General features: G+C 35.3%; 19 protein-coding genes and 1 tRNA gene. 14 read left to right on the forward strand and 6 right to left on the reverse strand.

The features are described 5' to 3' along the window. The first annotated feature begins 4 nt into the window (after positions 1-4). From Q0505_RS11050 to Q0505_RS11110, 13 genes are all read left to right on the forward strand, one after another. The gene (locus tag Q0505_RS11050; protein WP_299212748.1) at positions 5-886 is read left to right on the forward strand and encodes a hypothetical protein; all 882 of its coding nucleotides are present in this window, start codon (positions 5-7) and stop codon (positions 884-886) included. A gap of 127 nt (positions 887-1013) precedes the next feature. Continuing rightward, entirely contained in the window at positions 1014-3836 is a 2823-nt protein-coding gene (locus Q0505_RS11055) for a hypothetical protein (RefSeq protein ID WP_299212750.1), read from the forward strand. Positions 3837-3923: 87 nt separating this feature from the next. Beyond that, on the forward strand, positions 3924-5258 hold the full coding sequence (locus tag Q0505_RS11060) for a hypothetical protein (RefSeq protein WP_299212752.1): 1335 nt from the start codon (positions 3924-3926) through the stop codon (positions 5256-5258). A gap of 5 nt (positions 5259-5263) precedes the next feature. Continuing rightward, the gene (locus tag Q0505_RS11065) at positions 5264-6142 is read left to right on the forward strand and encodes a hypothetical protein (protein WP_299212754.1); all 879 of its coding nucleotides are present in this window, start codon (positions 5264-5266) and stop codon (positions 6140-6142) included. Between the two features lie 91 nt (positions 6143-6233). Next, positions 6234-6698, forward strand: a complete 465-nt coding sequence (locus Q0505_RS11070; protein WP_299212756.1) for a hypothetical protein — start codon at positions 6234-6236, stop codon at positions 6696-6698. Positions 6699-6825: 127 nt separating this feature from the next. Next, on the forward strand, positions 6826-7191 hold the full coding sequence (locus Q0505_RS11075; RefSeq protein ID WP_299212758.1) for a hypothetical protein: 366 nt from the start codon (positions 6826-6828) through the stop codon (positions 7189-7191). A gap of 25 nt (positions 7192-7216) precedes the next feature. Further along, entirely contained in the window at positions 7217-7582 is a 366-nt protein-coding gene (locus Q0505_RS11080) for a hypothetical protein (protein ID WP_299212760.1), read from the forward strand. A 260-nt stretch (positions 7583-7842) separates the two neighbouring features. Further along, positions 7843-8265, forward strand: coding sequence for a TIGR02594 family protein (locus Q0505_RS11085; protein WP_299212762.1), 423 nt, complete (start codon positions 7843-7845; stop codon positions 8263-8265). A gap of 436 nt (positions 8266-8701) precedes the next feature. Beyond that, the gene (locus tag Q0505_RS11090) at positions 8702-9313 is read left to right on the forward strand and encodes a hypothetical protein (RefSeq protein WP_299212763.1); all 612 of its coding nucleotides are present in this window, start codon (positions 8702-8704) and stop codon (positions 9311-9313) included. Between the two features lie 26 nt (positions 9314-9339). Continuing rightward, positions 9340-9516 (forward strand): hypothetical protein, encoded by a 177-nt coding sequence (locus Q0505_RS11095; RefSeq protein ID WP_299212765.1) that lies wholly within the window; start codon positions 9340-9342, stop codon positions 9514-9516. Between the two features lie 266 nt (positions 9517-9782). Then, positions 9783-10967: a DUF2586 family protein gene (locus tag Q0505_RS11100; protein WP_299212767.1), complete on the forward strand. Its 1185-nt coding sequence runs from the start codon at positions 9783-9785 to the stop codon at positions 10965-10967. Between the two features lie 49 nt (positions 10968-11016). Continuing rightward, complete coding sequence (locus Q0505_RS11105) at positions 11017-11442, forward strand: hypothetical protein (RefSeq protein WP_299212769.1); 426 nt, start codon at positions 11017-11019, stop codon at positions 11440-11442. A 478-nt stretch (positions 11443-11920) separates the two neighbouring features. Continuing rightward, on the forward strand, positions 11921-12265 hold the full coding sequence (locus Q0505_RS11110; protein WP_299212771.1) for a hypothetical protein: 345 nt from the start codon (positions 11921-11923) through the stop codon (positions 12263-12265). A gap of 31 nt (positions 12266-12296) precedes the next feature. Here the strand turns inward: Q0505_RS11110 and def are convergent, their stop codons facing one another. The 6 genes from def to glpK all read right to left on the reverse strand — a co-directional run bounded on the left by def (position 12297) and on the right by glpK (position 21889). Next, positions 12297-12821 carry a peptide deformylase gene (gene def, locus Q0505_RS11115; protein WP_299212773.1) on the reverse strand — a complete coding sequence of 175 codons (525 nt, stop codon included), beginning with the start codon at positions 12819-12821 and terminating at the stop codon, positions 12297-12299. 236 nt (positions 12822-13057) lie between these two features. Beyond that, a complete protein-coding gene (locus Q0505_RS11120) occupies positions 13058-14377 on the reverse strand; it encodes a carboxypeptidase-like regulatory domain-containing protein (RefSeq protein ID WP_299212775.1) in 1320 nt (439 codons plus the stop codon). 371 nt (positions 14378-14748) lie between these two features. After that, positions 14749-15444, reverse strand: coding sequence for a hypothetical protein (locus tag Q0505_RS11125; RefSeq protein WP_299212777.1), 696 nt, complete (start codon positions 15442-15444; stop codon positions 14749-14751). 176 nt (positions 15445-15620) lie between these two features. After that, positions 15621-16640 (reverse strand): UDP-glucose 4-epimerase GalE, encoded by a 1020-nt coding sequence (galE, locus tag Q0505_RS11130; protein WP_299212779.1) that lies wholly within the window; start codon positions 16638-16640, stop codon positions 15621-15623. A 260-nt stretch (positions 16641-16900) separates the two neighbouring features. After that, the gene (locus tag Q0505_RS11135; protein ID WP_299212781.1) at positions 16901-18544 is read right to left on the reverse strand and encodes a solute:sodium symporter family transporter; all 1644 of its coding nucleotides are present in this window, start codon (positions 18542-18544) and stop codon (positions 16901-16903) included. A gap of 162 nt (positions 18545-18706) precedes the next feature. Then, complete coding sequence (glpK, locus tag Q0505_RS11140) at positions 18707-21889, reverse strand: glycerol kinase GlpK (RefSeq protein ID WP_299212783.1); 3183 nt, start codon at positions 21887-21889, stop codon at positions 18707-18709. Positions 21890-22065: 176 nt separating this feature from the next. On the opposite strand from glpK, the gene Q0505_RS11145 reads away from it, so the two are divergent. Continuing rightward, a tRNA-Val gene (locus Q0505_RS11145) sits at positions 22066-22140 on the forward strand. Position 22141: the final 1 nt, after the last annotated feature.

The raw sequence follows: 22141 nt of genomic DNA on the forward strand, positions 1-22141 counted from the left end.
AACGATGAAAAAATATTTAATCGTAAACTGGAGTAAATTACTACTCTGGTTGCTACCACCAATTTTAAGAAAGAAGAGGCATTTTAAATGGCTGTTTTCTCTCTTAAAGCCTTTGGAGACGCTGTATGATACAACTTTGTATCAAATGCAGCATAACGGACAAATTGTGTATTTAGAAAAAGTGCTAAATGAAACGTTTAACCCAGATGTTGCTTATGATCCTAATCTTTCTATTGAAGAAAAAAGATATGCCAGCCTCATCTATATAGATGAAACCCTGCAGCCTAGATTAAAATTTGTCTATAGACATGATGAGTATTATTTGCATACAGAAGCAGAGCATTTTTCTTTACCAGCTGTTATAAATGAAGAAATCGTATTAGATGAGTTGGGTTTTTTAGACCCAATAGAGTTATTTACGCATGATGAGTTAGCATGTCTTTTAAATCCTGATTATATGGTAGATACAAATGGAGATGGGGTAATTAATGTAGAGGACGATCCTAGTTTCTGTAATAAAGCTAGAGAACTGGCTTACAATACGTATTTGGCAACAGAAGAAGATTATACGAATGTAAATTATGCTAATTTCAGAATTATGATCCCGGCAAGTCTTAATAGTGGAGCTGTGCCAAGTGGTTTGAGTGAAGTTCAAAAAGCTGCAGCAATACAAAGAGTGACTAATGAAGTCTACTTTGAACCAGATCCCGATCCGATTAAAGCACTTGCCAATGCAGTAGAAGTGAGAACACCAAGATTTCATCAGGTGGTCAACTTTTATAAACTCGCAGGAAAAACGTATGAGACTTACAAGTATGGTGAAGAAACTTCGGATGTTTTATTAAACACTTTGGTACCTGACCAATCTCAAGTATCAGTTCTATAAGACGATACATTAGTAACATTAGGAATCCTTCAAAATAATACACTTTCTGAAAAATTGAAGGAGGGGTTTCTAATGCCAAAACCTTTATGAAATAAAAAAACGTATTCATCCTTTTTAATAAAATAACATGAAAAAAATAAATTTTACAAATGCAGGTGGATTTCCTCTAGAACAAGAGACACTAGCACGATTGCAAGCAGCATATAAAGACGAATTATATGAAATGCTAAAGCGAAATTTTGATATTTCAAACGATCAAAATTACATCATCTCAGAACCAACAGATACCTTAAACGGATGGTTCGTGATCAATGGAATATTACACCTTATGGAGCCAGGAGTAACAACTCCTACAAATAGCATAAAAACATCAGAAACCATTACAAAATTACGTTTTGGAGATGGTGTCTACCAAACTGCTTATACAGATTATACAGTAGAGTACGTAAATGAGATTCCAGTAGATTATGATTCAAGTATTGAAGAATTAGGATTGGCAGATACAGATATAGCATTGCCTAATGAAAGAAAACTTAGGTATTATAATATTACAAATTTACCTACCAACCCTGACAGACTTCAAAGAATAGGTTTTCTTCCTATAAACGGTAGTAAACCTATGGAAGGAGATTTGGATATGGGAGGGAATCAACTATCAAATCTTGATACATTAGAAACAGCATTGGCAACCTTACGAGCTAAGTTTTTTAATTTTGGATTTTCTACAGAAAGAGGAGCGCCAGGACGCGCTTTAGTAGATGAGGAAATAACCATAAGCCCTACAGGAGATTCTAGACCTGTCAATCAAGATACTACAGCACTCCATCTTAACTATAATAGTGATTGGGGAACAACAGTCATAGGAGGCGAAATAAAACTTCCAGAATTTGCAGAAAACAGTACTTCACTACGAAAATCTCCTTTATTGATAGACTCAAGAGGGAATGTTTGTAAAGGAAGTGCTTCAGAAAATATTCCATTAGGACTGATCGCATTATGGTATAATACAAATCAACCTATTCCTCCAGGATGGGTGCTTTGTAATGCTACAAATGAAGGACTAGCCGGAAATGTTACAGTACCTAATCTGTCTAGTAATCAGTTAACACCTACCACTGTTGATACTCCCGTAGCAGATGTAAACGTGGTAGATTACATTATTTACGTAGGAAGAGATACCCCAACCATTAACGCATTGATTGTAGATCTATCAAGAAATAGTAAGAGTGTCGTAAGAACACTTTCTAGTGGTCAAACCTCTTTTGATGCCACTACAAATCCGTTCGAGTTAGAAGCCACACTTGAAAACTTAACACTACAAGGATGGACTCAAATTTCTGGACCATCATCTTCTACAATTACAACTCCAAATTCAGAAAATACTACGGTAACAGGAAACTTAGTGATAGGTACCTATGTCTATCAAGTAAGAGGAGTAGATAGCTTAGGAGCTGAGTTTACAGATCAGGTAACCATAACGATAAAAAGAAGCAATATGCCACCAGTATTTGACTCAATTGTAAATACAACAAGTGGTGTGAATGTGACAAATGATATGAATATAGTAATAACATCAGATCTGATTCAACAAGAAGATGTTTCATCTCAATTAACAGAATTAGTTTCTGAAGATCAGTTAGACGCAGATTTGGTTGATGTCTCAAGACAACAAATATTGAGAAGAACCGCGTTTAGAGTAGGGGTTTCAGATCCAGATGGGAATATTTTCGCTTCAAGCGTAACCGTAGTTGCAAGAATACGTAGAGCAGATGGAACTGTACAAATCATCCAGCCATTACTTATAGAGGATGTTAGCACTTCAAGCGCTTCTAGAACAAGTGCAGACATGACGGCACCTATTGTAAGAATCTTTAACTTTAGTATTATAGGATTAACGGCAACAGATACTCTTGAATTTGTAGCAACAGATGAAGGTGGAGCAGAAACTGTAAAATCATATACAATAACGCTGAACATAGAGCCAAGTATAACCCTTTCTCAAACAGGTCCAGTACTCACAACAGTTAATGGGAATCTTGCAAAATTCTTTGATGTAAGAATTCAAGGTACACCAAATACCACCGTGTCTTTAGTAGCAGGTAGGTTATTATCAAGCGCTATTGGCAGTGTGATTACAGTAAGTAATACAGGAACGGTGCCAGCATCATTTAGTTTGACAACACTCAATACACCATTTAATGTATTGCTTGATGCAACAGGAGTTAGAGTGATTAGAGTGCTGCATGAAATGACAATTCCACGATTAACAACTATTAATAACGGAACAACATACACGCTTAACTCAAGAATTTCATTAGCTAGTAATCCATCCAATGGATTAAACCTAAGATTCGCATATACCCTTTCGGGTAGTATAGATATCACTCCTATTGATGATACTCCCATAGATGACTTTCCAATTGGCGGAGGTGGTGGAGGCTGCTTTGATGTAAACACCTATGTGTCATTAGCATCAGGAAGTGCTAAAAAGCTTAAAAATGTGGAACTAGGAGAAATGCTTATAGGCTTTGATTTTCCAAATAGAACCGATGCTTCATCAGGAAACTATTTTAATTGGACGGGTAAAGTATCTGAAGCTATTGAAACTCCTGTGAAAGTAATCAATAAGAGAATATTTACAGTAGCAAGTTATTTTGAAATTGTGACCAAAGAAGGTCGCGTACTTAAAGTGACAGGAGATCACCCACTACTTATTTCAAAAGATGGACGTCAAGTACAGTGGTTGCCAGCACAAAGTGTAAATGAAACCATGTCTTTGGTAGCTAAAAAAGGAGCTCTCAAAGAGGTACAATCTATCACTTGGATATCAGGATCATTAGAAGTAGCTACTATTGATGTAGAAGAGGTAGATAACTATGTAATAGGAGGTATTGTAGCGCACAATAAGGAGATTATTTCAGAAGAAATTGAATCTCCAGAACAACGCTAAACTAAATCAAGTCAGGTGTATATGGTTTCTGAATAACAACTATTCAGAAACCACTACCTAGACATCATAAAATAAAATAGATAGTACATGAAAACAAGTATATCAACACTAAAATCTTATTTTGAGAGAGGCGATAAACCCTCTCAAACAGATTTTGAAGACCTTATTGATAGCTTTATACATAAAGATGCAGGTGTTGCCATTAAAAGTATAAACGTAAATGGAGCTGGAAATCTTGTTTTTACATTTTCTGATAATACAACAGAAATTGTAAAACAACTTCCTAATGAACTCCCTATTAGTTTTATAACAGACCTTCAAAATCAACTTGATGTAAAAGTAGACAAAGAAGCCAATAAGCAACTATCTACACAAGATTTTACAACAGCGTTAAAATCGAAACTTGAGCAGTTAGAAAACTATGTACACCCTGCAACACATAGTATTGAAGAAATAGAAAACCTACAACAATCTTTAGATGGAAAAGTAGGCACAATAGGGAATGAAACGATCAACGGATTAAAAGTATTTAATGAGATTGTAGAGCTTATCGACGGCCTGAAAATTTCTAATTTTTCAGGAACAGGATTGAGAAATCTAGTAGTCCAAGCAGACGGAACTGTAGCCGTAAGAGCTATTGCTACAGATCTATTTATTGACAACACAACGTTTAATGAAACGACAAAGATCCTAACCCTAGAACTAGTAAATGGAACCACTATAGATGTCGATTTGTCAAGCCTTGAGGAAGATTTAACAGGACTTCAATCCAGTATCGCATCACTGCAATCTAGTGTAACGTCTTTGCAAAATACAAAGTTAGATAAGGGAGGATATAACGGGACAGCACAAGATTTAGACACTATAAAAAGAAATAAGTCCGCTTTCGCGAAATCAATTACAGATGTTTCAGGAAATCTAGAACTACAAGGAGATCAAGTAACTCCTGGTCCTAGTCGTTATTACGGAACCAATGGAGAGGGCATAAAAGGATATCACGAGATAGAACCTATCTATTTTAACGTAACCAATCTTTTTATGGGAGGATCGACACTTAATACGGCAAACCAAGCATTTTTTGTGAATCTATCGTCTTATGGTGTATTAAAATCAGGACATCAATTAGAACTGAATAATATAGAATTTAGAGGTGATTTTGGTCTATTGACAGAATACATAGATGTAGCTTTTGATAACGTCTTAAATTCAAAAATACGTATTGGAGAAGTTAATGGAGTAGATTCAAATCAATGGCAAAGTGCGCAATCCATAGGAGATGGAAGTGTTGTAACCCTTGTAAAATTACCTACAGAACAAATAGGATTTAGAATCTATGTATCTCCTAGCAGCAATGTAAATTTTATCCCTTTTGGAATGAATAATTGGTGGGAAATAAGAGCAGATGTGCAATTTAAAATTTAATAAAAATGATTTGGATAGGAAAAGGAATAGATAATAAAGTAAGAGCACAACTGGATAAGCAACCAGCAGATGATTATTTGGGATTGACTTGGGAAGAAGTAGCAGATTATAAAAACCCAGACCCAAAACATCTTTTAACAACACTAGTTGTCTCTTCTCAAGAACGAAAAGAGATTACGGCCATCAACTATGTGACAGAGCTTAAATCTGGTGTACGCCTTATAGAAGATGTAGCTCTCACTCATGACGGTTTGGTAAAAGAAACAATCTATTATTACAAAGATGGAATTGAAAGAAGACCCGTCGTAAAAATTGCCGAAACGTATGAGTATAGAATAGGAGATTTAGAATTTAATCCTGCAGAACGCGGGATGTATTCTAGAGAAAAAAAATGGCAATATTATTTTGAAGATGGGACTTTAGATGAACAAGATTTAAATACAAAAGTGAAGTATAAAGTTTATGAGACCAATAGACAAATACTGGATGTAGGGCTTAAAAGACGTACTAATATTACACGCGTTTTGTCAGAAAAAGTAGGAGCCATACTAGTGATTTTAGGAGTCTTTAAAGACGATGAGATCTCTACGGCAAAAAAGAAAGCTTATGATGCCTTAAGAATACTTTCTAGACAGTTTTCTTCAGACTTTACAGAATATAAAGCGTATGCAACGACAGGTCTTTATGCAGCTATAGAAAATGAATCAACACTGCCTTGGCTAGATGTTTTTGTGCCTACACAAGAGCAGTTGATAGCATCGGGCAAAACAGAAGAAGAAGCGGCTGTTTTTCAGTCGTATGTCACAGCACTTGAGTTGCAGGATATGCAAGGAAGTACAATACGCAGCTATTTTGTAGAAAAATTAAAAGGAAAAGTATCTTAAAAAGAGAATAATACTAGCCCGTGACTACACGGGCTAGAAATACCCCAAATCGTACCTAGTACATAGTAGTTTCACCCTAAAAAAAATGAATATGAAAACTGCAAAAGTTTTATTTACAGCAATGGCATTGCTTTGGCTTATTGTCACAGTAAGTTGCTTAATACCTATAAGCCTATTATTAATGCCATTTCTATATGTTTCAAAAAAATACTATACAGAATGGATCTTATTCTTCTTTGCAAGTATCAGTGCAATAGGTATATATCCTATTGGATTTTTATATAGAATCGTAAAATGGAAAGGATTTAAAAAGTATCTCAGGCAGTTGAGCCTTAGTATTGATATCTCAGGAAATAGTATTGCAGGAGACCTTTTAAACGACAATTTTATAACCAAAGAGTCTGTGCATAAGTTCGGAGTTGTGAGAGAAACGATTAGTGATAATCTAGGAGAAAATGAAAGGGATAATACGCTAACATCATTTGGAAGAAGAGTGACAATTCTTTTGAGTGTTTTTGACTTTGACCATGCCAGAAAATCAATTATTGAAGATTAGAAGAGTTTCCAAAAAAGAAATATATGTATTCAATCTGTTAAAATCGTAAAAAGAAATTTTCACATTAAAAAACAGAATTCTATCTCTTTTGTAAACTCCTTTTTTAGGAATTATAAAATTAAAATATATGAAAATAATGTTTGTAAGTAGCTTGCTAAATAAAGTCATTTTTAATTTCCAGAAGATCCCCACATCTACATTTCTGGAATATGGTTTACTAGGCTCTCTCTTTGTAGTAGCGCTTATTGTAATAAGATACCTGTATATGGAGAATAAGCAACTCCACAGAGAAAGAATAGAAATGTTAGAACGCTTAATGAACTTAAAAAATGAAGATGCAGAGAAGTATGTAGCCAGTGTGGGAGCCTTACGCGAGCTTATCATGAACTATAGTATCACAACAAAGGGGTACCTGGAAAAGCATATTTCTAAAGAACATAAAGATATTTGTGATAAAATCACAGAACTAAAAATGAATTACAGAAATGGGTGAAGCTTTTAGAAAAATACTGAAAAAATTGTCGACTGAAAATTCAGAAGAGATTCTGTTGGATGATGTATTTAAAGCATTTCCACTGGGAATTTTGGTGGATGATTTTTCCGATGGAAAAACACTTAAATGTATCGAAAAGATAGTTGATGAGAAAGGTCTTCAGACAGGTATTATATTAGAAGGGTTTGCCCCCAAAGGAGCCGAATATACCAAGCATTATCATGATGGTATTGAGGAACTCATCACGCTGTCAGGGATAGCAATAGAGACGGTAACACCCTTGAAATTAGAACCTTTTAAAAGTATTTTCTTTCCTAAACATAGAGTTCATGGATTTAAAGTAATTAAAGATTGGCGATTTGTTTGTAAGGTCACAAGACCTAATTATTAATATTTCTGTCTGTAATACATCCAGTACGTGAGACGCGGTTTATGAGTTGCTTAAAGGACTATAAGAATACACCACATTACTTATAAGCAAGATGCCTTACCCTTATAAACCATATTCTAAATTTTAAAAATAGTTTAAAATTAGATTTTAACCCTTTTACGCTTTCGCGAAAGCATACCCCACACTCAAAAATGAACACACCACTATTAGCACATAAATAGGTTTAATAGCACATAATACAATTTAAAATCAAACAAAAAATGAAAAAACATTTGAGATACGCCTTCAGTCAGTATGGAGTTAAAGAACTAGAAGGACATAAAAACAATCCACAAATTATATCGTATTTCACTGAGATAGGATACAAAGGAAAACACCTAAAAGATGAAACCGCTTGGTGCTCAGCCTTTGTTAATTGGGTGCTTAAGATGTGTGACGCTCCGTACACAGGAAAACTCAATGCAAGAAGCTGGTTAGAAATTGGAATGAAAACCAATAGTCCGCAGCCAGGTGATATCGTAGTACTGTGGAGAGAAAGCAAAAAAAGCTGGAAAGGACACGTAGGATTCTATATCAATCAGGTAGATGACGAAATCTTTATTCTTGGTGGAAATCAAGATAATCAAGTAAAAATATTAGGGTATCCCGCATCAAGGCTTTTAGGATATAGAGTGATTATTTAAAATGTATGAAAACAAAACCTGTATATGTGTTTATCTGTTCTGTGTTGTTCTTTATGCTCCTACACGAGTGTTGTGTATCTCATGATAAAAAGGCTCAAAAGGGCAAAAACCAGGATATCATGTGTAAAAAGAAACCTATAAAGCCGATGGATGATTTCTGTACTAATCAATCAAATTAACCTACAATTCAGCAGACTTTATCACATACGCCTTCTTTATAGCCTTATAACACCTTAACAACTGTAATATGTTGAGATGTGTGTAAAATTACATAGAACACTCTTTTTTAAAACAAACAAATTACAAGTATTTAGACAATAATATAAGGTATGTAATCGATATAATGTTAAATATCACTGAAACTATTGTATTATTACAAATAATAATTGCACATGTCTAACATTTGTTAGATATTTGTATCAAATAAAGCAAACAAATGATTTTAAAAGATTTTTACTTAGACAAGAAAGCACGTATCGAAGCCGAAACTGGTTTTAGTGGAGTCATACCAGATATTACTTTATATAATGATACTATTTTCAGAACGCCCATTACAACACCAACAGTGCTATTCAAATATGATACGGTAGATTGGGAAACCTCTTCAGAGCAAACCTACAAAGCAGATGCAACATTCTGCATTTATATCGTACTTCCTTTGCAAGGACAATTGGCGAGTATTCAAAATTATGAAATAGTATTTGATATCGCTCAAAACATTGATAAGGCCATTCTGTCAAGAAATACAACAGCGACCCCTTTGATAGATTCTAATTCGACTTTTAAAATTAAAGAAAAACAGTATTGCAATCACGAGCAAGATAACTGGGAAAAAACAGATTATTTCATTTGGGAGATATCTTATAAAACCACACTTATAGAAACGGAGCTTAAAAAACGATACAGGTTGGTATACAATGGAGCTACGGTTGAAGAATTAGAAAATCAGGGATACACGCTTACAGAAGGACCTGCAGGCGCCTTTATTTCTTTAGAAGATCAAGAAATCAATGAGATCATTGAGTCTCCATTAAAAAACAATAATTAGTAATAACATATAAACAATAATAAGCTATGAGACGCAGTAATAAATTATTAGAAAAAAGAAGATTATTTGTATTAGATTATATACAAGAAAATCAAGAAAAACAAATGAAAGTGATTGTAAATGAGCTTTCAGAAAAACTCTTTGTAACAGAACGTACAATTTATACCATTATACAAGAAGGAGTACAATCACAAGCTTCGTAATAAGTTAATGAAACTATTGATTTTGAATGCTTTAAATTCAATATCAAGATAAAATGAAAGTATATTTGTACTAGGAATAAAGCGCGCTCCTTACCTTAAATAAAGTTCAAAAACTCTTCTTAATCCTTAAGAAGAATCATATTCTAAAATTTCTGAATACTAAGATTTTATGAAGCCATACAACGCTTCATACAGCCCTTTTTATGCTCAAATTTTAAAACAATTAAACAATAAAATAATTAAAACCTTAACATTAAAATTAAATTATGGGTACATTAAATGACGTAGTAATTAACAAACTTTCAGGCGGATTAGGAAGAAGAAATCCTAGTCAAGACATGGTGTCTGGATTACTATTTGACGGATTAGCGACAACTCCATCTGGATCGCTAGAACAAGACAAAGCGTATCGTTTAGCTTCTGTAGAAGATGCTAAAGCATTAGGAATTGAGGAAGCGTATGATGTAAATGGGCAATCAGCGTATTACCAAATTCAACAGTATTTTAGATTAAACCCATCAGGAGATCTATTCATTATGGCAACAACTGGTGCTACGTATACAGAAGTAGCAGGAAAAGCAAAAGCATTCCAAGAAACTGTCAATGGAGAAATCCGTCAGATGGCAATTATTTATTCTGGAACAGCAGATTTTGCAGCAACAAAAGCAGCTGCGCAAGAAGCACAGGTACAAGCAGACGCAGCCTATGCAGACTATATGCCTTTTGAAGTGTTGATTGAAGGAAAAGGATTTGCAGCAGTAGTATCTGCAGGAGTATCAGATGCAGAAGACCTTGCAGATTTTGGAGCAAGTAACGTATCTGTTGTGGTCGCTATGGATGTGGCAGCAGCAGGAACCTATCTTAATACAGCAGCAGTAGGGATGGCTCTAGGAGCAATTTCTCGTGCAAAAGTATCAGAAAACATCGCATGGGTAGAGCAATTTAATCTTGCAGGCGCAGGATTCTCAAAAGCAGGATTTGTAGGTGGAGAAGAAGTAAAAACACAAGGAGCACTTGAAACATTAAACAGCAAGCGCTATGTATTTGCAAGAACACATACAGGATTGCCAGGCGTATATTTTAATGACAGTCATACGGCAACTTTAGGGACTTCAGACTTTGCGTATGTAGAGAGCAATCGTACTATCAATAAAGCCGCACGTTTATTACGTACCGCATTATTACCAAAACTAAACTCACCTATCCTCGTAAATGATGCTGGACAATTAGCACCCTCTGTTACAAAAGGATTTGAGACGTTATGTCGCGCAGCTTTAGAAGGAATGGTTTCAAACCAAGAAGTATCTGTATTTGATGTGTTTGTAGATCCTTCTCAAGATATCCTTGCAACCTCTGAGTTACGCATTAAAGCAGAAGTTACCCCAGTTGGAACGGCTCGTAAAATTATCGTAGACCTTGGATTTAAAAATCCATTTGGACTAGGCGCATAAGAAGAGTCTTAAAAACAATTATTCACAAAGAAAAATTAGAATTTAAAATATGAATGCATTACCATTAATAAACGGACAACAACATAGCTGGTCTTCTATTGAAGTACGTATGTTAGACAACATCGTAACAGGGATTACCTCTGTAAATTATGACGATTCAGTCATGAAGGAAAACCACTATGGAGCAGGAGATCTTCCAGTACACAGAGGACGTGGTAAATATGAAGCAAAAGCTTCTATTACATTATATAACTATGAGGTAGAAGCAATTATCGCAGCGTTACCAAGAGGAAAACGTTTACAAGACGTTCCTGCTTTTGATATCGTCGTAAGCTACTTGGATGATACAAATGATATTATCACGCACGTAGTACGTAACTGCGAGTTTAATACAAACTCACGTGGTATTAACCAAGGAGATACAAAAATTGAGGTTTCTTTTGACCTTATTTGTTCTCACATTGAATGGAACTAAAAATACCATAAAGGAGTTGGGTAGAAGAGATACTTAAAACGTATATGCACCCTACTATTCAGATCCTTTGACTTTTTAATGTGCCCTTCACAAGACCCTAAACGGGCAAGACAGACAACATAGCATAACGTTTGTAGCGTCTCGTTGGAGTAGCACATCACTCGTAAAAAGGTTGCTTTTAAGAATATCTTAATTGTATATCCTTAAAGGTAGCCTTTCTCATTAGTAAAACTCAATTTTGAGAAGTCTGTAAGACGTACTCAACATTGTAAGTTGTACTAATCCCGCTTTTTCAGCGGGATCTAGGTTTAATCTTTTTGAAGCCTATTCTCTTGATAATTTTCTCTTTACAAGAGGCAATTTTGGAATCTTAAAGGTTACATCAAGTAAAACAGGATTCAAATAAATCTCTCGTGGGCTTACCCTGAGGATTATTTAATCCTTCTTAATTATAACAATTCACAAAATAACCGTACCCATGAATACCAAAGTAAAAGATATTACAAAAGTAATAGACGGTAACATCACGCAAGGACAATTCAATACCTGGAAAAATAAATATGGTCGCGTAGTCAAACTACAAATGGAAGATGATGATGCAAACCTACTATATGCCTATTTTAAAAAACCAGATATAAGCATACGTTCAGCCGTTTTACAAGCCTCAAAAATGGATGAATTTAAAGCTCTCGAAGTACTCTTTAAAAACTGTTACTTAGGAGGAGATGGCGCTATAGAGCAAGAAGATGATCTGCGCTTAAACATTACAACCGCATTTTCAGACCACATACAGCCCAAACCTGTAAAAGTAGAAGTACTTTAAAAAAGGGAACGCCCTGAAAAATAGAAGGAACTTAGATCCAGTATTTTTCATATTCTTCTTGAAACGTAAGTGTTTCCATAGAGTCCATACGGTCTATAAGCAAGATCCCGTTGAGGTGATCAAGTTCGTGCTGGGCAACAATCGAAGCAAAGCCTTCCAGTGTCTCTTGAAAAGGATTACCATCACGATCTATCGCTTTCAACACAACGCTTTTACAGCGCTTTAATTTACCTCGTATAGCAGGAATAGAAAGGCATCCTTCCCAGCTGTCTACAAGGGTGTCATCTAGAACTTCTATTTCTGGATTAATAGCAATATATAATGGAAAAGAGTTTTTCTCTGGATACCTAGGATTTTCAAAGTTCTCCATCAAGAATACACGTTTTAAAATTCCTACTTGTGGCGCCGCAATGCCAACACCATTTGTAAAACGCATCGTGTCAATCATCGCATCAATAGCTTTTTGGAAATCGAGAGTATGTAACTCATTACCTACAGCTATAGAAGTTTTGCGTAAGAGGGGATTTCCCATTTTTAAAACATCGAGTACTGCCATCTGTATGATTTTAGATCATAAATGTACAATTCTGTTTGATTTAAAATAGCATATAGAATAGTAACTAAAGTAAATCCCAACCGAAAACGATTGGGATTTGAAAAACTATAAGAGAATTACTTGTTTCTTAACTTAGAATTCAATCTCTTTTAAGGTTTAATATCTCGAAGCTTGCTTCGGAAATTAAAAAATATATTCCGTTGAATGCCTCTCAGACATATATAGTGGTAGTTTACTTACGGTTTTTTGCCTACCGAGGCTTCGGTTTTACCTTCTTCGTTACGTAAGCGTCTTTGTATTTTCCGAATAGCAGATTCTATTGATTTCTCTGGCTCTATGACATTGTATTCTCCCCAGAATGTTGGATCAGAAAACCCAGAAGCTTCATCAGACATGATGATAGATGCGCTCATGGTATTCTTAGACGTCCAGTCTTGTGTGTTGTCAAAGAGCTCCCAATCGGTAACAGCCATCTCACAGGTTAAAGTGTAAATAGATTTAAATAATCTACGGCGTTTTTTAACTTCAAATGAGAGGTTTGCCTTACTATATCCATAATACCACTTTCCATTTTTCTCGCGATAGTCTATTGTATAGTCTATATTTTTTGCTTTGATACGTACATTATCTGGTTTACTTTTTACCAAAAGCTTGAGAACTTCACTTTGATTTGAGAGATTCATACTAAAGTCTGCCTTCACTAATGCCAACGAGTTGGTATTAATATAAAGTTTACCGTTATAAAGAGGGTCAAGTACATTATCTTTTTGCTTGAAATGTACGGTGTATACAGGCGTTCCATTAATTTCTGATGCAGGTCCAAATTCAAACTCATAGCCTTCCATTGTATAGGGAGTGAATACATACTCTGGATACTTCATTAAGTCTATATATAGGGCACTAAATGGTCCTCCTTGAAGTTTTAAGGCAATGGTGTCAAGTTTAGAGTAGTCTGTATTTTTTCTTGATTTCACAAGTTTGATGACATCTTTTTTGGAGTCTCCATAAGGTTGTTTGTATACATTTAATACAGCTTCAGCTAAAGATGCATTTTTGTTTCTCTTTTTGATGGTCTCTCTATAAAAAGTAGTCATTAGCGTTTTATCTTCTAAATAATTAGAACGCTTATTTTCAAATACTTTATTGACGAGATCTCGTGCGTTTTTATAGGAAGTAATACTTACTTCAGTAAGTTCGATCGTTGAGGTTTGTAAAGTAATGCGAAGGTCTTCTTCATTGTCTCTGCTAACAATGATTGTTTTCGGTTTATAACCAAGGGCATCAATTTTTAAAATAATAGTTTTAGTAGTATTCAATTTTAATAAAAAAGAACCTTCTGTATTGGTGATGGTACTTACATTGCTATTCACTTCTTGGATCGATGCTGCAATAATAGGTTCTCCAGTAGTGATGTTTACAACTTGACCATTGATCTCTATAAAAGAGTCATTGGTTTGTGCATATACGCTGGTGACGTAGGAGCTTAAGAAAATTAATAAAAAGGTGACTGACATTAATTTTCCTATTTTTTCTGGTAATAAATAAGAAATTTTCATACTGTTGTCTTTTAAGATGTATTCATTAGAATAATAAATACCACCTATTAAGATACGATTTTTTTATTTTGAATCCTATAGAATAGATATCTAGAAAGAAGTTTAGCATCGTTTTTTAACAACTTTAACAGTGTTTATGAGTGAAACGCTGTTCTGTACAGTTTGTAAGATGCATATAAGATAGTTAGTTGAACTCATCCCGCTTTTCAGTGGGATCTAAAATTTAAGACCTCGACCCTTTGGTCGATTTTTAGCGTCCAGAGCTTGCTAGGGAGCTTAATACCTTTTATTGTTATCAGATTACATTAAAAAAAAATATCCCTCTATGTCATTTGACATAGAGGGATCGTATATTGAATGTTTTGAGATTATTATAAAGAGTTGTAATAATCCATAATTTTTGAGAAGTCTTCGGCCTTCTTGACTTTTAATTTATTGCTTTTTATGTAGGTTTCTACTTCTGTAGCTTTATCTCCCATAACTTTCAGGAGTTTAGATTTTTTAAGTTGAAATTTATCAAAATTTTCACCTTGTTGCACATAATAGTCATAACGCAATAGAAATTTATCATTAGAAGAGCCTCGTTGAGGATTAGGATTTCCTTCTTTAATCTCTATACGGTAATCTTTATAAATAGAAAAGTCTTTGTTTGCAGCTAGAACTTCAAAAACTCTATTGTTTTTATGAACAGGCGAGAATACACTTTTAAATTTTTTATCATTAATATGAACTTCTTTTAAATTTCTAAAATTGAAAGTGAAGATCGAATCTTTTCCTATTTGAGATTGGAATGCGTTCCGTTGAGCATTAAAGTTGAGATTGTCTAATCGCACGCTAGTTTCTTCTGAAGAGACCGTTCCATCATTAGACCACTCATCATAAAGATACACAGTACCGTCAATGGTGTTTCTATTGTTTCTAATGATAGAAATAGATCCAAAAGCAGCTCTGTTACTACCTAGATTTGTAAGTCCAACAAGAATATTGTTGTTTGGGTTTACACTTTCACTTTGCCCAGAGACTATTGAAGAACATAAGAAGAGTGCAATAATTAAGATTCTTAACATAATTTGTAGTTTTTTAAGGCGCTAAAATAAAAAAATATCAATCATACTAAGGCAAACCCCGACGCAAATTACCTCCTAAAAAGGTCAAAACTTAAAATTTAACATTCCATTTGTAAGAATTTATCTTTGAAGAAAATTCTAAAACAGAATTACAGATGTAAAAGCGCTAGGCACTTTTATTTATTTCTTACTTTTTGCTCCCAAGCCCAAGCAGATATCATTGCTTCGTTCAATGTGCTATGTGCTTTCCAACCTAAATTTTCATTAGCTTTACGCGTATCTGCATAAGCAGCAACGACATCACCTTCTCTTTTATCGACGATTTTATAAGGAAGTGATGTATTAGTCACTTTTTCAAAAGAAGTAATCACTTCTAGTACAGAGCTTCCAACACCAGTTCCTACATTAAAGACTTCATAGTTGCTTTCATTCTTTTCTTGTAGTAAGCGCTCCAAGGCAACTACGTGTGCTTTTGCAAGATCTACTACGTGAATATAATCACGTATAGCAGTACCATCTGGAGTAGGATACGTATCTCCGTAAACAGATAACTGATCTCTTAAGCCAATAGCTGTTTGCGTAATAAAAGGCACTAGATTTTGTGGGACACCTGTGGGGAGTTCTCCAATCTCTGTAGATGGATGTGCACCGATGGGATTAAAATAACGGAGTGATATCGCGTTGAGATGTGATGCGATTTTACACGTATCTCTTATGATTTCTTCTCCTATTTGTTTTGTGTTGCCATACGGAGATTCAGCTGGTTTTACTGGAGCATTTTCTGTAATTGGTAACTCATCGGCTTGTCCGTACACCGTGCAAGAAGAACTGAAAATAAAACTAGCTTTTTCCTTTTTTTGTAGTTCTTGGAGTATGTAAATTAAGGTTGCAATATTATTCTCATAATAAAGCAACGGTTCATTCACACTTTCTCCCACAGCCTTAGACGCTGCAAAATGAATCACTCCTGCAATATGCTGGTAACGTGTAAAAAAGTCTTGTACTTTTGATTTTTCTCGCAAATCAAATTCTTCAAAAATAGGAGCTATGCCTGTAATAGCAGTAATTCCTTTTAATACTTCTTTGGATGCGTTTGAGCAGTTATCTATAATAATGACTTCGTATCCATTATTCTGTAGTTCGACAACAGTGTGAGATCCTATAAATCCTAATCCTCCAGTAACAACTATCTTCATCTTATTCCCGCGAAGGCGGGAATATTACCCCGCTATCTAAATTAATAATTAATTTTACAAGCCTTCCAGCTATATATGTTTCTTTACAAATAAGGTAAGAATCTAATCCCGCTTTCGTCTTTGTTTACGTCTTTACAAGTAAATTATGTATAAGAGCTTCTTATTTAACTCTTTCTCTTATACGTTCCTACCTATCGGCGAGGCAAGTTCGCGAAAGCTAAAGAGCAACAAAAGTAAACTTTCTGTACGTTAATTTCTTTTTAAAATATTAAATACGTACTTAAAACTAGCAATACAATGAGTCCTCCTACGATATATGCATACTTCCAAGGGGTTGTATCAATTGCTTGCGTTTGCGTTGGTACATATACATCTGTTTTAGGTTTGATGAGTCCTATGATAAGCATGATAATTATATTTACTACGAATAGAATACCCATAATATGAAGAAAATGCGGGAATGCTTCTGCTTTAATAATGGCAAGTTGAACTACATCTGTAATTCCTGATGCATCTGCTGCTGCAAGTGCGGCTTCTTGATATTTTGGTCTCAAATACATACTTACTAAATACATTACTACACCCGCAATCATCACGATTTTGGCGCCAATAGCTGGGACTTTCTTTGTTAAGATTCCAACAACAACAACGGCTAGAATAGGCACACTTAAACTACCCAATGCCTGTTGTATATAATCAAAAAGACCATCTGGGGCATTGGCAATAAAGGGAGCGATACTCATAGAAATTACAGCGATTAAAAGGCCAAATAACTTTCCAGCTTTTACCGTTTGCTGTTCTGTAGCATCTTTCTTAAAAAACTTTTTATACAAGTCAAATCCAAAAAGGGTCGCACTACTGTTTAATAAACTATTAAAAGAACTTAAGACAGCACCAAAGAGTACGGCTGCAAAAAATCCTAATAAAGCGGGGGGGAGTACTTCCTTTACCAATTCTGGATAGGCCTGATCTGGTGAACTAAGATTCCCCTCAAATACATGCCAAGCAATAATACCTGGAAGCACCACAATCACTGGAATCAAAAACTTAACAAAAGCAGCTAGCATCATCCCTTTCTGTCCTTCTCGTAAACTTTTGGCTCCAAAAACACGTTGTAATATAGATTGGTTGGTTCCCCAATAATACATCTGAGCAATCATCATTCCTGTAAAAATCGTACCTACGGGGATCGATGAGGTCACATCTCCAGTCACATCAAATTTATCTTGATTCTCGGTCCATAATTCATTAAGACCTGTCATCATATCTCCATCACCAATAAGCTTTAAACCAAAGTAAGGAATTAATAAACCTCCTATAAGCAGTCCTATAGCATTGATAAGATCTGAGACAGCAACTGCTTTAAGACCTCCAAAGATAGCATATACAATACCTATCAAACCAATACTCCATACACATACCCATATAACGGTGCCTTCAGACATTCCTAGCATCGTGGGCAAATCAAACATGGTACTAAAGGCTAGTGATCCAGAGTATAAAATCGTAGGTAAGAGTACAATACTAAATGCAATTAAAAATAATACGGAGAGTATCGCTTTTGTGTTTTCGTCAAATCGACCTTCTATGAATTCGGGAATGGTTGTGATTCCTTTTTTCATATACTTTGGCAGTAAAAATACTGCGGTGAGTACGATAGCAATCGCGGCTAGTGTTTCCCAAGCCATTACCAGGATTCCTTCTGAAAATGCTTGTCCATTCAAACCTACAATTTGCTCTGCCGATAGGTTGGTCAATAATAAGGAACCAGCAATGGTAATAGCGCCAAGGCTTCTACCTCCTAAATAATAGCCATCTGCAGATTTTTCGTCTGTTTCTCTGGTTTTCCACCATGCATATCCTGCTACCAATAGCGTAAATCCAATAAATGAAATGATTCCCATGTATTTAAGTTTTGTTAGTATAACGTCTAAAATATGACTTTTTAACAAAATAATAAGAGTTCTATTGCGAACCTTTTTACTATAACGTTTGCGCCATGCTTATTTCGCTTTCGCGAAAGCGTATACCTTATTTATCTTCTATAAAGTCACTATTACTATTTTTTAAGCGTCAAATTCTCCTTCATAATAGTTTGACGCATCTTTTATCAAAAGATCTAGCCATTTATTTTCTTCAATCACACGTCCTTCATCCCAACCTAAATATTTTACAAGATCTTCTTGTACTAGCTGTCTGTACCTATGTACGCTATGTATGTCAAAATAGAGCCTTCCTGTTCTTCTCACAAAAAAGTCGGCAAGAGCATTGGTCATTTCGTGATGAACGCTGTACCATACTTCTGCACGTATCAGACGTTCTTCGGCAGATTCATTTAAAAAATAATCTGTTTTTTCTATAATGTCATCTGCTTGTTTTCCATAGGTGGTGGCAAGATATAAACTTTGATGTACATCATGAATTCCGATCATTTTTAACTGAGAAGCAATCTCTTTTTCATAGATATTTACCTCTTTGGTATTTGTCATGGGATTAGAAGTAAGCGGAATACGATCGGTGTGTGATTTTACAAGATGATTTTTTTTCTTTTCAGGTACCTGTTTTAAAACGGTATCAATAACACGTTGAGCCATCTTACGATAGCCTGTAAGTTTTCCACCCGCAATAGAAATAAGCCCTGTTTTGGAAACAAAGATTTCATCTCTCCTAGAAAGTTCAGAAGGATCTTTTCCTTCTTCATGAATCAGAGGTCTTAATCCAGCCCAGTTAGATTCAATATCATCGATGGTTAATTGTATGTCTGTAAACATATTGTTGACTGCATCCAATAAATACTGCGCATCTTCTTTGGTAGCAACCACGCGGTTTAAGTTTCCATTATAATTGGTGTCGGTCGTTCCTACATACGTAGATCTGCCTCTTGGGATAGCAAATATCATCCGTCCATCAGGCACATCAAAATAGATAGATTGCGTTAAAGGGAAACGTTCTCTTGAAAAAACAATGTGCACTCCCTTGGTAAGGTGTAGATGTTTATTGTTTTTAGAATGGTCTTTTTCTCGTACTAAATCTACCCAAGGTCCTGCTGCTGAGATGTAGTTGTTTGCTTTTAACTTAAAACTGCTTTTGGTGTTATAATCATAACAATGTAGGCTCTTTATTTTTCCTTCATCATCATAATTAAAGGATTTCATTTCGCAATAATTAATCACACAGGCTCCGTACGAAGCTGCTTTTTTGAGTAATTCAATAGTCAGTCTTGCATCATCTGTACGATACTCAGCATAATACCCACCCCCTATAAGCTGTTCTTTATTAAGTAGTGGTTCCTTGTCTGCAGTTTCTTGTGCAGTAAGCATTTTGCGTTTATCATTGCCTTCTACATTGGCAAGAAAGTCATATACTTTAAGTCCAATAGCAGTCATCATTTTGCCGTAGGTGCCTCCTTCAATTAAAGGGAGTAGCATTTTTTCAGGAACGACTAGATGAGGTACTAGTTTGTGTACAGTAGCTCGCTCACTTCCAGATTCTTTGACAAGTCCTATTTCTAGTTGCTTTAAATAGCGCAAGCCTCCATGAATGAGCTTGGTGGATTTATTACTCGTGCCAGATGCAAAATCATTTTTTTCTATAAGACATACATTCATTCCTCTGGAAGAAGCGTCTAGTGCAATACCTGCTCCTGTCACACCACCACCGATAATGATGAGGTCAAAACGTTCATTTTTGGCTCTTTGTAATTGGGTGCCTCTATCTAAAATAGAAAAACGGATAGGACCTTCTTCTTTCACCGAAAGCATATTTTGATTGGAAGATTTTGTTCGGGATACGGCTTGTTGCCAACCTCTATATTTTTTAGTTCGAACGTATTCTGTTATTTGAGGAGTAAACAAGGTATCTACTTTTCTTATTTTTGAAATATCTTTTTTAGTCCAGATACCCGCTTTTATCCCAGCTAGAAACGCTGCTCCAAGCGCTGTTACTTCAAGCATTTTAGGACGGTCAACTTCTACGTTAAGAATATCAGACTGAAATTGCATCAGGTAGTTGTTTGCTGTGGCACCACCATCTACTTTTAGAGATTTCATTTGTTTGCCGCTATCTTCTACCATGGCTTCTAGCACGTCTCTAGATTGGTAGGCGAGTGCGTCTATGGTTGCTTTAATGATTTCGTTTTTACCAGAATCTAGGGTAAGTCCATAAATAGCACCTTTTGCTTTCATATCCCAGTGCGGAGCGCCAAGACCTGCAAAGGCAGGGACTACATATAAATCGTCTGGTGTTGTTGTAGCCTGACAAATAGCCTCGGTGTCTTTTGCCTGATCTATGACTTGAAGTTTATCTCTTAACCATTGAACAGCAGCACCAGCTACAAAAACACTCCCTTCTAACGCGTACTTTATATTATCTGTTTCAAGACTTGCACAGAGTGTGGTTAATAATCCATTTTTAGAATGATAGGGTTTTTTACCTGTGTTCATAAGCATAAAACATCCTGTTCCATACGTGTTTTTTGCCATTCCAGATTTATAGCCTCCTTGTCCAAACAATGATGCTTGCTGGTCACCAGCCACCCCATATATTGGAATTTGATGTTTTTTATAGGTAAATTGTCCAAAGTCAGACGAAGAGTACTGTACGTTGGGAAGCATCGCTCTAGGGATTTGTAAAGCATCCAGCATTGTTGAATCCCAGTCTAACTCTAAAATATTATATAATAACGTACGAGAAGCATTAGAATGATCTGTAAGATGATGCTTTCCTTGTGTGAACTTCCATATCAACCAACTATCTATGGTTCCAAATAAAAGATCTCCTTTCTCAGCTTTTTCTTGTGCACCTTCTACATGATCCAAAATCCATCGAACCTTCGTTCCTGAAAAATAAGAATCAATAACAAGCCCTGTGTTTTTAGCTACATATTCTTCTAACCCTTGTGCTTTTAATTGTTCACATATTTCAGAAGTGCGTTTGTCGAGCCACACAATTGCATTGTATATAGGCTTGCCTGTGGCTTTATCCCATACAACAGTTGTTTCTCGTTGGTTGGTAATACCAATAGCTGCAATTTGATCAATGGTAATCGCAGACTTTTCTATCACTTCTTCAAATACTTCTTGCTGATGTCTTACAATCTCCAAAGGATCATGTTCTACCCATCCAGATTTTGGATATTTTTGTGTGAGTTCTTTTTGGGCGATCCCATAAATTTTTCCTTTTTTGTCAAAAATAATAGCACGTGTGCTTGTAGTGCCTTGATCAAAAGCAATAATGTATTCTTTACTCATAATTGGTCAGCTGAAAATCTTTTTGTTTTTAAAGATAAGTATTCTTACGTAAAATTTGAGTGTTGTAAGAATTCGCTGAGACAGGCTTTTGTTTTTAGAATATCTTTTCGTGAATTTTAGAAAGATTTATATATATTTGATATGTCATTATATCCTTCCTTTTATTTGTATAAAAAGGGTCATTAACTCAGTTGGTTCAGAGTGTTACCTTGACAGGGTAGAAGTCACTGGTTCGAATCCAGTATGACCCAC

Origin of the sequence: uncultured Dokdonia sp., from assembly GCF_937910895.1 — a bacterium.
Lineage (GTDB): Bacteria > Bacteroidota > Bacteroidia > Flavobacteriales > Flavobacteriaceae > Dokdonia.